12 protein-coding genes are annotated in these 13,857 nt (G+C 70.8%); 1 reads left to right on the forward strand and 11 read right to left on the reverse strand.

The window, feature by feature from the left end; genetic code table 11:
- Positions 1-1,710, reverse strand: coding sequence for an ABC transporter ATP-binding protein (locus tag ACFVXC_RS30785; protein ID WP_389911752.1), 1,710 nt, complete (start codon positions 1,708-1,710; stop codon positions 1-3).
- Positions 1,694-2,770, reverse strand: coding sequence for a BMP family ABC transporter substrate-binding protein (locus ACFVXC_RS30790; RefSeq protein ID WP_389911755.1), 1,077 nt, complete (start codon positions 2,768-2,770; stop codon positions 1,694-1,696). The genes ACFVXC_RS30785 and ACFVXC_RS30790 overlap by 17 nt, the downstream gene beginning before the upstream one ends.
- A 349-nt stretch (positions 2,771-3,119) precedes the next feature.
- Here ACFVXC_RS30790 and mtnA point away from each other — a divergent pair, with 349 nt between their 5' ends.
- A complete protein-coding gene (gene mtnA / locus ACFVXC_RS30795) occupies positions 3,120-4,223 on the forward strand; it encodes an S-methyl-5-thioribose-1-phosphate isomerase (RefSeq protein ID WP_389911758.1) in 1,104 nt (367 codons plus the stop codon).
- A gap of 79 nt (positions 4,224-4,302) precedes the next feature.
- Here mtnA and mtnB read toward each other — a convergent pair whose 3' ends face one another.
- The 9 genes from mtnB to ACFVXC_RS30840 all read right to left on the reverse strand — a co-directional run bounded on the left by mtnB (position 4,303) and on the right by ACFVXC_RS30840 (position 13,785).
- Positions 4,303-4,920 (reverse strand): methylthioribulose 1-phosphate dehydratase, encoded by a 618-nt coding sequence (mtnB, locus tag ACFVXC_RS30800; RefSeq protein WP_389911761.1) that lies wholly within the window; start codon positions 4,918-4,920, stop codon positions 4,303-4,305.
- On the reverse strand, positions 4,917-5,642 hold the full coding sequence (gene mtnC, locus ACFVXC_RS30805) for an acireductone synthase (RefSeq protein WP_389911764.1): 726 nt from the start codon (positions 5,640-5,642) through the stop codon (positions 4,917-4,919). Before mtnC ends, mtnB begins: the two co-directional genes overlap by 4 nt.
- A complete protein-coding gene (locus ACFVXC_RS30810) occupies positions 5,639-6,223 on the reverse strand; it encodes an acireductone dioxygenase (RefSeq protein WP_389911766.1) in 585 nt (194 codons plus the stop codon). Before ACFVXC_RS30810 ends, mtnC begins: the two co-directional genes overlap by 4 nt.
- A gap of 71 nt (positions 6,224-6,294) precedes the next feature.
- Positions 6,295-7,359, reverse strand: a complete 1,065-nt coding sequence (locus ACFVXC_RS30815) for an LLM class flavin-dependent oxidoreductase (RefSeq protein WP_389911769.1) — start codon at positions 7,357-7,359, stop codon at positions 6,295-6,297.
- Between the two features lie 79 nt (positions 7,360-7,438).
- On the reverse strand, positions 7,439-8,524 hold the full coding sequence (locus ACFVXC_RS30820) for an LLM class flavin-dependent oxidoreductase (protein ID WP_389911772.1): 1,086 nt from the start codon (positions 8,522-8,524) through the stop codon (positions 7,439-7,441).
- Positions 8,525-8,656: 132 nt separating this feature from the next.
- Positions 8,657-10,264 carry an FAD-dependent oxidoreductase gene (locus ACFVXC_RS30825; protein WP_389911775.1) on the reverse strand — a complete coding sequence of 536 codons (1,608 nt, stop codon included), beginning with the start codon at positions 10,262-10,264 and terminating at the stop codon, positions 8,657-8,659.
- A gap of 5 nt (positions 10,265-10,269) precedes the next feature.
- Positions 10,270-11,817 (reverse strand): glycerol kinase GlpK, encoded by a 1,548-nt coding sequence (gene glpK / locus ACFVXC_RS30830; RefSeq protein ID WP_389911778.1) that lies wholly within the window; start codon positions 11,815-11,817, stop codon positions 10,270-10,272.
- A 67-nt stretch (positions 11,818-11,884) separates the two neighbouring features.
- Positions 11,885-12,676 (reverse strand): MIP/aquaporin family protein, encoded by a 792-nt coding sequence (locus ACFVXC_RS30835; RefSeq protein ID WP_389911781.1) that lies wholly within the window; start codon positions 12,674-12,676, stop codon positions 11,885-11,887.
- Positions 12,677-13,020: 344 nt separating this feature from the next.
- Complete coding sequence (locus ACFVXC_RS30840) at positions 13,021-13,785, reverse strand: IclR family transcriptional regulator (RefSeq protein ID WP_389911784.1); 765 nt, start codon at positions 13,783-13,785, stop codon at positions 13,021-13,023.
- Positions 13,786-13,857: the final 72 nt, after the last annotated feature.

Below are 13,857 nucleotides of genomic sequence, written 5' to 3' on the forward strand. Positions count from 1 at the left end.
TCAGGGAGCCTCCTTCGACGGGACGGGCCGACCGCTGTCGCGGGGAGGCGGAATGGCCGGGCCGGACCCGGGTCCGCCGCCAGGCACGGGCGAGGCGGGGGGAGCGTCCGGTGCGTCGGCGGCGACAGCGACGGGCGCGGTGTGCGAGCCGGTCGCCGCGGTCTCTGTGGCCTCTGCGGTCCCTGCGGTTCCTTCGGCGATGCGGCCCGGGTCGGCGCCGCCCGCCATCGCGAGCCCAAGGGTGCGCTCGTCGGCGTCCGCACGCGCGTACTCGGCGGCCACCCGGCCCTCGTACATCACCAGGACACGGTCGGACAGGCCCCGGATCTCGCTCAGTTCGGCCGAGACCATGAGGATGGCGTGGCCCGCGTCGCGGTGGGCGATCAGCTGGTCGTGGATCGTCTCGATGGCGCCGATGTCGACGCCTCGGGTGGGCTGTTCGACGATCAACAGGGGTGATTCATGGGCGAGTTCACGGCCGATCACCAGCTTCTGCAGATTGCCGCCCGACAGCGAGCCCGCCGTGTGGCGGGACGAGGCCGCCTTGATGCCGAAGCGGTCGATCAGGACGCGCGCGTGCTCACGGAACCAGGCGGGGCGCAGCAGGCCGTGCCCCCGGTGGTGGCCCATCGCCAGGTTCTCGGCGATCGTCGCCCCCGGCGCCGTGCCGACCGCCACGCGGTCCTCGGGGACGTACGAGAGACCCGCCGCCCGGCGCCCCGCGGCCGAGGAGTCCGTGATGTCCTGACCGGAGAGCGTGACCCGGCCGCCGGACACCGGGCGCAACCCGGCGATGGCCTCGACGAGTTCACTCTGACCGTTGCCCGCCACTCCCGCGATGCCCACGATCTCGCCCGCCCGCACGGAGAGCGTCGCCTCGCGCACCGCGTCCGTCGAGACGGACTCGACCGACAGGACCTCGCCGCCCGGCGCACCCGTCGGACGCACGCGGTCGAGCTCCACCGCGCGTCCCGTCATCGCAGCGGCGATCCCGTCCGCGCCGGTGTCGGCGGTCCGCATCCGCGCCGCGACCCGGCCGTCCCGCAGGACGGTCACCGCGTCGCTGCCCTCGATCACCTCACGCAGTTTGTGCGTGACGAGCAGAACCGTGCGCCCGTCGTCGGCCAGGGAGCGAAGGACGCCGAACAGGGCGTCGGCCTCCGCCGGGGTCAGGACGGCGGTCGGCTCGTCGAGGATCAGCGTACGGGCGCCGCGGTAGAGGAGTTTGAGGATCTCCACGCGCTGGCGCACGCCCACCGGCAGGTCCCCGACCTTCGCCGCCGGGTCCACGGCGAGCCCGTGCTCCTCCGCGAGCGCGCCCACCCGCCGCACGGCCTCCCGCCGGTCCGTCAGACCGAATCGGCGCGGCTCGGCGGCGTACACGACGTTCTCGGCGACCGTGAAGGACGGGAACAGCTTGAAGCTCTGGTGCACCATGCCGAGGCCCGCCGCGATCGCCTCGCTCGGACTCGCGAACGTGCGCTCGCGCCCGTCGAGCAGGATCTGCCCGGCGTCCGGCCGCTGAAGGCCGTAGAGCACGGACATCAGCGTCGACTTGCCCGCGCCGTTCTCGCCCATCAGGGCGTGGATCTCACCGCGCGCGACGGTCAGATCCACCCGGTCGTTGGCGAGGGTGCCGGGGTACTCCTTGGTGATGCCCCGCAGCTCCACCGCGGGGGCGGCGGTGGTGGACTCAGGCCGCGGGGTCATTGACCTTCAGCTTCCCCGCGACGATGTCGTCCCGCAGCGACTCGACGCGCTTCAGCACGTCCTTGTGGTCGGCGATCAGGCACTTGGAGTCCGCGAGCCCGGGCTCAAGACCGGTCAGCGACATACCGCCCTCCTTGAGGCCGTACGACACCGTGGTGCCGCCCTTGCCCTTCAGGATCTGCGCGATGCCCTTCTCGACGGCGACATCGGTCTTCTTCAGTACGTTGTCGACGACGGCCCCCGGACTTGTGAGGCACTGGTTCGCGTCGACGCCGTACGCCTCGAAGCCCTTGGACTTCGCGGCTTGGAACACACCGGTGTTGCCGCCCGCGGCGGCCGCCATCACCTGGTCGGCCCCGCCCGAACCGAGCGTCGAGGCCTGGTCCTTGGCACGCGCCGCGTCACTGAACGGGGACTGCCCGCCCACGAAGAGCGTGCGGGACCTGGCCGCCGCCTCGACCTTCTTCGCACCGGCCGCGAACGGCTCGCTGTAGCGCCGGAACTGCACGGAGTCGAGGACGACGACGGCTCCCACCTTCTTGCTCCTGGTGAGCAGCCCGGCCTCGGCGCCCGCGAGGTACACCGCCTCGTGCTCGCGGAAGACCGCACAGGTGACGTTCTCGTACGTCTTCTTCGTGCACGCGTCGACGAGCAGGAACTGCTGGTCGGGATGTGCCTCGGCCTGCTGTGCCGCGATGTCGGCGAACTCGAACCCGACGAGTGCGATGACGTCGGGCGCGGAGTCCACGGCCGACTGCACGTTCTGCTGCCGCGAGGCCGGGTCGCTGCTCTGGAAGACCTTCGGGGCCCCGGCGTCCTGCGCCTTCGCCGCCGACTTCACCCCGCTGACGGCCAGCTTGAGGAACTCGTTCTGGGCCACCGGGTCGGGCGTGACGAGCGTGAACGCCTTGGCTCCGTCGGCTCCGCCGCCGTCCGTACCGCCCCTCTTCGCCGCGGCGTTGCAGCCGGTGGCGAGAAGGGCGGCGCCGACGACGATCGAGGAGAGCCTAAGGGACGTACGACGGGATACGCGAAGCGACTTGCGCAGGGGCATGGACATACGGGAGCGCCTTCTCGAAGGAGCCTGGTGGCCCAGGCGATGGCAGGGAGGTCGGACGTGCGGGGCCGGAGAGCCGGAGCCGGTCAGCGACAACAGCGGCGACAGCGGCACATTCGGCGGCCGTCGGTCACGGCGGGGCAGCGCATGGAGCCGGCGGTCCGCTGGGATTTCATGGCCGTCCTCCTCGCACCGTGGGTCGATCCGTCCTGGGTGGCGGTGAGGGTAGCACCAGATTTCGGACAGCCGCACGAACGTCTCGAAATATGGTTCGAGCAGGTCAGGTACGGTGACGGCACCCCCTCCCCGCATGGCCACAAACGCCCCTGTTCTCCCGGAGTTGAGCAAGCACATGAGCAGCCAGGACCTGCGCGCCGTCACGTGGACGGCAGCCGTGGAGGGTGGCGCGCCGTCCCTCTCCCTCATCGACCAGACCGCGCTCCCGCACGCCTTGGAGCGTCTCGACGTCACGACCGTCGACCAGCTGATCGACGCCATCGTGCGCCTGGTGGTCCGTGGCGCCCCCGCGATCGGTGCGGCCGGCGGATACGGCGTCGCGCTCGCCATGGCGCAGGGCGCGCGCGAGGGTTGGGACCGGGCACGCCTGGACGCGGAGGTCGCGCGGGTGCGTGCGGCGCGGCCCACCGCGGTGAACCTCATGGTGTGCGTGGACCGGGTCGCTCCGCTCATCGGCGCGGGTCTGGCCGCGGTGCTCGCGGAAGCCGACGCGATCGTGCGCGAGGACCTGGAAGCGAACCACGCGATGGGCGCGTTCGGGGCGGACTGGCTCCTCAAGCGCGTGTCCGTGGACCGGCCGCTGCGGATCCTCACCCACTGCAACACGGGTGCGCTCGCCACGGCGGGGTGGGGCACGGCGCTGGGCGTCATACGCGAACTGCACGGCCGTGGAAGCCTGGAGACCGTGTACGCCGATGAGACCCGCCCCCTGCTCCAGGGTGCGCGGCTCACCGCGTGGGAGCTGGTGCAGGAGGGGATACCGCACTTCGTCCAGGCGGACGGGGCGGCCGCGGGCACGATCCTGCGGGGTGAGGTGGACGCGGCGATCGTCGGCGCCGACCGGATCGCTGCGAACGGGGACACGGCCAACAAGGTGGGCACGGTGGGGATCGCCCTCGCGTGCGCGTACGCGGGGATCCCGTTCGTGGTGGCCGCGCCGACGACGACGGTGGATCTCGCCACGGCGACGGGCTCCGACATCCACATCGAACTGCGGGGCGAGGACGAGGTCCTGGAGTGGGGCGGGGTGCGGACCGCTCCGGCGGGGTCGCGGGGCCACAACCCCGCCTTCGACGTGACGCCGGGTTCCTTGGTGACGGGGCTTGTGACGGAGCGGGGTGTGCTGGAGGTGGGCGCGGGGGAGTTGCCGACGGTGGGGCTGAGAGATTCAGCCCCACCGGCGTCCAAGGAGCGGGGTCCGGGACGGAGCCCCAGGTAGGTCCGGGGTGCGGGCACGCCCGCGGCGGAGCCGCTGATCGGTTATCGGTACAGCCGGGAAGCGGCGGGGTCGGGGAAGATCAGCCCCGCGTCAGCTCAAGCTCCAGCAACCACTCCACGACCTCCGTGCGGTGCCGCGCCTCCCGAGGATCCGCCCCCCACACGTACAGCCCGTGCCCGGCGACAACCACCGCCGGCATCCCCGGCTCCAGCGCGGCCTCAAGACGATCCCCCAGCACACCCATGTCCTGGCTGTTCTCGATCACCGGCAGCGTCACGGCGACCTCATGCGTCCCGTGCCCGAGCCCCTTCAGCATCTCCAGGTCCCGGAACGCCACACCCCCCGGCTTCCGGTGCCCCATGGCCACCGACGCCACGGTGTGGACGTGCACCACGGCCCCGGCCCCGGTGAGCGCGGCGACCCGGGCGTGCAGCGCGGCCTCCGCCGAAGGCCGCCCCGCGCCCAGCGCCGCACCGGACTCGTCCGTCAACACCACGTCCTTGGAGGTGAGTTCACCCTTGTCCCGCCCGCTCGCCGTCACCGCGAGCTGAAGCGGCGTACGCGAGAGGACCACGGACAGGTTCCCGGACGTACCCCGCATCCACCCGAACGACGCGAACCGCGCGGCCTCGGCGGCGAGGACGGCCCCCGCCTCCTCCAGGTCGAGAACAGCGGTGGTCCCACTCGTCGAACTCATCGAACGCTCCTCGCAAGGCTGATCTCGTCGAAGGCCGAAACCTCCGCATGCCCGCCGACCCCGGCGGCGAAGTACGGCTCCCCGGCCCGACGTACTCCCACGGTCCGCCACCCGGCGTCCCGCGCCGCGTCAAGCTCCCCGAGCCGGTCGGAGAGGAACAGCGTGCGGCCGGGGTGCACCCCGACCGCGGCCGAAATCGCGCGGTAAGAACCCGGCTCCTGCTTCGGGCCCGCGTTCTCGGTGTCGTAGAAACCGCTCACGAGGTCCATCAGGGAGCCCTCGGGCGAGTACGTGAACCACGCCCGCTGCGCCCCGACGGACCCGGACGAGTACACGTAAAGGCGTACCCCGTCCGCCGCCCAGCCGCGCAGCACGTCGATCACCTCGGGGTAGAAGTGCGAGACCAACTCGCCCCGCGCGAAGCCCTCCGCCCAGAGGATGCCCTGGAGCGTCTTCAGGGGCGTCGCCTTGCGGTCGGCGTCGGCCCATTCGCCCAGGACCTTCTCCACCCGCCCGGCGTCCGCGTCCGGCTCACCGGCCAGTTCCCGCACCTGGGCGAGGGCCCGCGCCACCTCCGGCTCCTCGCCCCGCGAGTCGAGCAGCGTCCCGAAGCGCTCGCGCGCGTAGGGATACAGCACATCCACCACGAACCCCGTGGCGCTCGTGGTGCCCTCGATGTCCAGCACGACAGCGTCGACGTCGAACCCCGAACCCGAGGTCACGCGGCGTATCCCGCGTGAATCGCGTCGAAGTCCGGGAAGCGGTCCGCGATCGGGCTTCCCGTGAACGTGCCGATCCAGCCGTCCTCCTCGTGGAAGAAGCGGATCGCCGTGAACGCGGGCGACGTGCCCATGTCGAACCAGTGGGTCGTGCCGCGCGGCACCCCGAGCAGATCGCCCTTCTCGCAGTAGACCGCGTGCACTTCGCCTGCCACGTGCAGATAGAAGATCCCGGCGCCCGCGACGAAGAACCGCACCTCGTCATCGTCGTCGTGCGTGTGCTCGGCGAGGAACTTCTGCCGGGCCGCCTTCGCCTTCTCGGGCCACTCGGGGTCGTCGCTGGGGTGCAGCGCGACCACGTCGACCGTCTGGAAGCCCTCCTCGGCGTTGAGCTTGTCGATCTCCGCGCGGTACGCGGCGAGGACGGTGTCGCTGTCCGCGTCGGCGGGTACGTCCTCGCGCACCGGCCACTGCTCGTAGCGCACGCCGACCGGGGCGAGCGCGGCGGCGATCTCGGCCGGGTCCGCCGTGCGGCGTATGACGGTCTCGGTGCCGGACTCCGGCCAGGTCGTCAGGAGGGTCATGGCTCGCTCCAGAAGGGGACAAGGTGGGTACGGGGGATCGTAACTCCCAGGTCAGCCGACGTCAGCCGCGCTCACTGGGTGTCCCACAGCGTGGACGGCGCGGCCCTGCGGACCACCGGCGCGATCTCCTCGGCGAACCGCTGGAGCGTCTCGATCTGCTCGCCACGCTCCAGACCGAACCCGTCCACGGTGATGGACTGCAGGTCGTGCCCGTACACCTCGTGGTAGCCGAGGATCTTGTCGATGATCTGCTGCGGCGAGCCGATGAGCTGCGGCCCGTCGGCGATCGCGTCCTCGATGGTGCGGAAGGGGGTGTTGTAGCCCGCCTTTCCCTCCAGATGCGGCTTGAAGGTCTGACGCACCTTCGCCTCGTACAGCTCGCGGTAGCGCGAGGCCGCCAGCTCCGCGGAGTCCGCGATGAGCAGCCCGCCGGAGCCCGCCGCCACCCGGGCGCGCGCCGGATCGTGCCCGTACTCCTCGAACCGCGCGCGATAGTGCGCGATCAGCTTCGCGTACGCGGCGCGCGGCTGGATGGCGTTGGCGGTGAAGAGCGGATCCCCGTGCTTGGCGGCCAGATCGGGGGAGTTGAGGGACGTCGCCGAGCCGTGCCAGACGCGCGGCAGGCCCGCGTACGGGCGCGGCACCGTGGTCACGTCCTTCAGGGCGGGCCTGAACTCGCCCTCCCAGTCGACGTTCTCCTCGCTCCACAGGCGGCGGAGCAGTTCGTACTTCTCCTTCTGCAGATCCCACTGCCGCTCCTCGTCGAGCCCGAAGAGATCGAAGTGCCCGGCCTCCGCGCCCTTCCCGATCACCAACTCGACGCGGCCGCGCGAGATCTGATCGAGTGTCGCGTAGTCCTCGGCGACCCGGACCGGGTCGAGGATCGCCACGACGGTGACACCGGTGAGCAGTTTGATCCGGGTGGTCCGGGCGGCGAGTGCGCCGAGCACGACGGTGGGGCTCGACGACAGGAATGCGCCCGCGTGCCGCTCTCCCACGGCGTACGCGTCGTAGCCGAGCCGCTCGGCGGCCACACCGACCTCGATCACGTCCGCCAACCGGTCGGCGGACGTGGGCAGGTGGCCGGTCAGCGGGTGGGGGGCATGCCCGATGATCGACAGGACCTGGAACTTCATGGTGCCCTCTTTCGTGAATCGAGCCGCGGCGAACCGTGCCGCGGCGAACCGTGCCGCGGCGAACCGTGCCGCGGTGGGATCAGCCCTGCTTCTGCCAGGCCTGCGCAAGCAACTCGTACGACCGCACCCGGTCCGCGTGGTCGTGCGTGATGGTGGTGATGAGCAACTCGTCCGCACCCGTGGCCTGCCGGAGTTCCGCCAGGCCGTCCGTCACCGTCTCGGGACCGCCCACGAACTGCGTGTCGACGCGGTCGGCGACCAACTCCCGGTCCTCCCGCGTCCATTCGATGCGGTCCGCCTCCTCCGGCGTGGGGAACTCGATCGCACCCTCCGCCCTGCGGATGGACCGCACCCACGGCGCGTACCCGGACGCGAGCCGCCGCGCCGAAGCGTCGTCGGGCCCGACCACGGCGTCGGCGGACACCAGGACATAGGGAGCGGAGAGCGCCGCCGATGGCCGGAACGCGGCGCGGTAGGCGTCCACCGCCTCGATCACCGTGGCCGGACTGACGTGGTAGTTCGCCCCGAACGGCAGCCCCCGCGCCCCCGCCACCTCGGCACTCTCGCCCGCGCCGCTGCCCAGGACCCACACGTCGACATCGGCGCCTTCACCGGGTATCGCGTGCGCCTCGGTGCCGTCATCGCCACGGTACGTACCGCCGAAGAGCGCGAGGATGTCGCCGACCTGCTCGTCGTACGCCGGAGTCCGCGCGCCCGGCTGCTGGAGCAGTTCGAACTGCAGCCGGAAGCGCGGCGACCGCAGCAGCCGGGCCAGGCCCGCGGGAACCCCGGAGCCTCCGGGGGCGTCGGACCCCGTGGCGCGCGGGCGCCCGGACCTGCCGAGCCCCAGATCGATCCGCCCCGGATACAGCGCGTCCAGAATCCCGAACTGCTCCACGACGGACAGCGGAGTCTGATGCCCGAGCAGCACCGCGCCGGAGCCCACCCGGATCTCCCGCGTCGCCTGCGCCACCGCCTGGATCACCAGGGCGGGCGCCGAACCCGCGACACCGGGATTGAGGTGGTGCTCGGCCAGCCAGTAGCGGCGGAAGCCGAACTCCTCGGCCGCGCGGGCCAGTTCGACGGTGTCGCGCAGCGCCGTCGGAGCGTTCGAACCGGAGGTGACGGGGACCAGATCGAGTACTGAGAGAGGAACCGGAGGCATCCTCCTACTCTCCCCGTGCCGTATTGCACGCGTATGTACGCGGTGTGGCGGCCCGGCCGGGTACGCCGAAGGGGCGGCCCCCAAAAGAGAGGGAGCCGCCCCTTCGACCAGCCAGTTTCTACCAGCCAGTGCTTACTTGCCGTCGAGCACGTCCTGGACCTTGCCGCGGACCTCGTCCGTGGCGAGGCCGCGGATCGTCAGCGTCGTACGGCGACGCAGGACGTCGTCCGCCGTCTCGGCCCACTCGTGGTCACGGGCGTAGACGACCTGCGCCCAGATCTCCGGGGCGTCCGGCGAGACGCGCTCGGCGAGCTCCGGGTTCTCGTTCGCGATACGGGCGATGTCGAAGGAGAGCGAGCCGTAGTGCGTCGCCAGGTGCTTGGCGGTGTCGGCGGACATGCGCGGGCCCGGCGCCGGACCGTCGACGAGCAGGCGGTGCGCGACCGCGCGCGGGTTGGCGATGCCGGGCAGCGGCAGACGCTTCTGCAACTGCGAGATCGGCTCGTAGTCGTCGCCGAGGGGGTGACCCGGCAGCGACTCCAGCTTCTTCATCACCGTACGGCCGATGTGGCGGAAGGTCGTCCACTTGCCGCCCGCGACGGAGAGCATGCCGGCCGCGCCCTCGGTGACGACCGTCTCGCGCTTGGCCTTCGACGTGTCGCCGGGCCCGCCGGGCAGCACGCGCAGACCCGCGAAGGAGTACGTGATCAGGTCGCGGGACAGCTGCTGGTCGCGGATGGAGAACGCGGCCTCGTCCAGGATCTGCGCGGTGTCGGACTCGGTGACGCTCACGTCGGCCGGGTCGCCCTCGAACTCCTCGTCCGTCGTGCCGAGAAGGAGCATGTCCTCCCACGGCAGGGCGAACGTGATGCGGTACTTGTCGATCGGCGTGGCCAGCGCGGCCTTCCAGGGTGCGGTGCGCTTGAGGACCAGGTGCGCGCCCTTGGAGAGGCGGATGGAGGGTGCCGCGTCCGGGTTCTCCATCTTGCGCAGGTGGTCGACCCAGGGGCCGGTCGCGTTGAGCACGAGGCGGGCGTTGACGCCGAACTCGTCGCCGCTCATGCGGTCCTTGAGCTCCGCGCCCGTGACCCGGCCCTTGGTGAAGCGAAGGCCCGTGACCTCGGCGTGGTTGAGGACGACGGCGCCGGCCTCGACAGCCGCGCGGACCGTCATCAGGGCCATGCGGGAGTCGTTCATCTGGTCGTCGCCGTACACGGCGACGGCCTTCAGGTTGTCCGTGCGCAGCTCCGGCACGTCCTGCGCGGCCTTCGAGGGGCTGAGCAGGTGGCCGACGCCGTCGCCGAAGGCGGAGAGCGCCGAGTAGGCGAAGACGCCCGCGCCCAGCTTGGCGGCGCCGTGCGGGCCGCCCTTGTAGACGGGCAGGTAGAAGGTGAGCGGGTTCGCCAGGTGGGGGGCCACCTGACGCGACACCGCGCGGCGCTCGAAGTGGTTCTCCGCGACCAGCTTCACCGCGCCGGTCTGCAGGTAGCGCAGACCGCCGTGGAGCAGCTTGGAGGAGGCGGAGGAGGTGGCGCCGGCGAAGTCACCGGCGTCCACCAGGGCCACCCGCAGGCCCGACTGCGCGGCATGCCAGGCGGTGGAGATGCCCAGGATCCCGCCGCCGATCACCAGGAGGTCGTACGTCGCCTTGGAAAGCTGCTCCCGGGTCTCGGCGCGGCTCGGGTTGGAACCGGCAGCCGGATGCGTCCCGAGGGCAGGGACGCTCTGCAGGGTGGTCATGTTGATTACTCCTCGCCACTTTCGTCGAGCCAGCCCATGGAACGTTCCACGGCCTTGAGCCAGCTCTTGTACTCACGGGCGCGGGTGTCCGCGTCCATGGAGGGGGTCCACTCCGCCGCCCGGCGCCAGTTGGCGCGCAGCTCGTCGGTGCCGGACCAGAAGCCGACGGCGAGACCGGCGGCGTAGGCGGCGCCGAGGCAGGTCGTCTCGGCCACCATCGGGCGCACCACCGGTGCGTCGAGGAAGTTCGAGAGCGTCTGCATCAGCAGGTTGTTGGAGGTCATGCCGCCGTCGACCTTGAGGGCCGTGAGCTCGACGCCGGAGTCCTTCGTCATGGCGTCGGTGATCTCACGGGTCTGCCAGGCCGTGGCCTCCAGGACGGCGCGCGCGATGTGCGCCTTGGTGACGTACCGGGTGAGACCGGTGATCACACCGCGGGCGTCGGAGCGCCAGTACGGGGCGAACAGGCCGGAGAAGGCCGGTACGAAGTAGGCGCCGCCGTTGTCCTCGACCGACGACGCGAGCGTCTCGATCTCGGCGGCGGAGTTGATCAGGCCCATCTGGTCGCGCATCCACTGCACCAGGGAACCGGTGACCGCGATGGAACCCTCGAGCGCGTAGACCGGCTTCTGGCCGCCGATCTGGTAGCCGACGGTGGTCAGCAGGCCCGAGTAGGAGTTGATGGCCGACTCACCGGTGTTCATCAGCATGAACGTGCCGGTGCCGTACGTCGACTTGGCCTCGCCCTTGGCGAAACAGGTCTGGCCGAAGAGGGCCGCCTGCTGGTCGCCGAGCGCGGAGGCGACGGGGACGCCGGGCAGGAGGTCGCCGAGCTTGCCGCCGGTGACCTCGCCGTAGACCTCGGCGGAGGAGCGGAGCTCGGGGAGCATCTGCATCGGCACGCCGATGGACTCGGCGATCTTCTCGTCCCACTTCATGGTGTGCAGGTTCATCAGCATGGTGCGCGACGCGTTGGTGACGTCGGTGACGTGCTTGCCGCCGTTGACACCGCCCGTCAGGTTCCAGATGACCCAGGAGTCCATGGTGCCGAAGAGGATGTCGCCCGCCTCGGCGCGCTCGCGAAGCCCTTCGACGTTGTCGAGCAGCCAGCGGGCCTTGGGCCCCGCGAAGTAGCTGGCGAGGGGCAGGCCCGTCTCACGGCGGAAGCGGTCCTTGCCGACGTTGCGGCCGAGCTCCCTGCACAGGCCGTCGGTGCGGGTGTCCTGCCAGACGATGGCGTTGTGCACCGGCTCGCCGGTGTTCTTGTCCCAGAGCAGCGTGGTCTCACGCTGGTTGGTGATGCCGATCGCCTTGATGTCCTCGTGGGTGATGCCGGCCTTGGAGATGGCGCCGGCGACCACTTCCTGGACGTTCGTCCAGATCTCGCTCGCGTCGTGCTCGACCCAGCCCGGCTTCGGGAAGATCTGCTCGTGCTCCTTCTGGTCGACCGAGACGATCCGGCCGTCCTTGTCGAAGACGATGCAGCGGCTCGAAGTGGTGCCCTGGTCGATGGCCGCGATGAAGGGGCCTGCGGTGTGTGCGTCGGTGCTCACGGTGTACTCCTGGTCTTCTTTGCTCTCGGCGGTCTTCCTGGGGCGGTCGTCGGCGGCGCTCGCGGTCCTACTTGAACGCGAGGTTGTAGATGCCTCCGGCGATGGCGCCACCGATCAGCGGACCGGCGATCGGCACCCATGCGTACGCCCAGTCCGAGCTGCCCTTGTTCGGCAGCGGGAGGAGGGAGTGCACGATGCGCGGACCCAGGTCACGGACCGGGTTGATCGCGTAGCCCGTGGGGCCACCGAGCGAGAGGCCGATGCTCACCACGACGAGGGCGGTGATCAGCGCGCCGAGAGTGCCGATGCCGTTGCCGCCGTCGTTCAGGCCCTGGGTGAGGATCGCGAGGACCAGTACGACCGTCGCGATGATCTCGGTGAGCACGTTCTGCGCGTAGTTGCGGATCTCGGGGCCGGTGGCGAAGACGCCGAGCACCGGGCCGGCCTTGGGCGCCGCCTTCTGATCGACGAGCCCCTCCTCCATCGGCTGCGCCGCGAGGACCTCCGGGTCGGTGAGGTGGGCCTTGAACTGACCCAGGTAGGCGAGCCAGACCAGGACGGCGCCGATGATCGCGCCGAGCAGCTGAGAGGCGAGGTAGAGCGGAACGTCGCTCCACTTCGTGCCGCCCTCGATGGCCAGGCCGATGGTGACCGCCGGGTTGAGGTGGGCGCCTGACACGCCACCTGCCAGGTAGGCGCCGGTGAGCACCGCGAAGCCCCACCCGAAGGTGATCGCGAGCCAGCCGGCGTCCTTGGCCTTGGAGGCCTTGAGCGTGACGGCGGCACAGACGCCGCCGCCGAGCAGTACGAGAATGGCGGTACCGATGGTCTCGCCGATGAAGATGTCGGAGCTGGACACCCGCGACTCCTTTGTCCTTCGTCCAGGGGAAGGCGAACCCCGGGTCCCTCCGGTGGTCCGCGACCTCAGGTGAGGTCTTGCCGGCCCTTGGCCTTGTCACACTCTAACGCGTAATGCCGGTAGGTGTTCGACAATGCCGACCGATGGACGCGAGTCTCACCCCGGCGTTACTTGCCCGTCAAGAGTTCTGTAATTGAAAATACGATCGTTATTGATCGTTTCGGGTTATCGGTCGCGGCAGGGGTCGCCACCGGACGAATCACCGTCACACGATGATCGCTCGGAAGGGTGTCCGCTGCATGTCGAGCAGCGGGGGGCGTGCCCCGTAAGGACGCTAGGGGCGCTCAGAAGCGCCCGGCACCCAGGTCCCGCGACACGGCGCGGGCGCAGTCCCGTACCGCCGCGATCAGATCGGGGCGCAGCTCCCCGTCCTTCTGGACGCGCTCCACCGCACCGGTGATGCCGACCGCGCCGACCGGCATGCGGCGCCGGTCGTGGATGGGGGCGGCCACGGAGGCGATGCCCTCCCAGGTCTCCTCGATGTCGGCGGCGTACCCGCGTGCGCGGGTCAGGTCGAGGATGCCCTCGAAGCCGTCGGGGTCCACGACGGTGCGCGAGGTGAAGCTCTGCCAGTCGGCCTCCGCGGCCTCACTGTGCGCCACGGGGTCGTTGGCGGCGAGCACCTTGCCCAGGGCCGTGGAGTGCAGCGGATGCATCGCGCCCACTTCCAGGACCTGGCGGCTGTCGTCGGGCCTGAAGACGTGGTGCACGATCAGGACGCCCTGCTGGTGCAGGACGCCGAGGTAGACGCTCTCGCCGCTGGACCGGGCCAGGTCGTCGGTCCAGACCAGGGCGCGGGCCCGCAGCTCGTGCACGTCCAGATAGCTGTTGCCCAGGCGCAGGAGCTCGGCGCCGAGCTGATAGCGGCCCGACGCGGACTCCTGTTCGACGAAGCCCTCCGCCTGCAGGGTGCGCAGAATGCCGTGAGCCGTGCCCTTGGCAAGGCCGAGGGCGGACGCGATCTCCGAGAGGCCGAGCCGCCGCTCCCCGCCCGCGAGGAGCCGCAGCATCGCGGCCGCCCGTTCGAGCGACTGGATGTTCCGTGCCATCGCAGCCCCTTCCTCCGTCCCCTCTGACTCCACGTTCGACAATGCTGAACACTATCGGTCGTTGCCGACCTC

It is taken from the genome of Streptomyces sp. NPDC058257 (genome assembly GCF_042881845.1).
Lineage (GTDB): Bacteria > Actinomycetota > Actinomycetes > Streptomycetales > Streptomycetaceae > Streptomyces.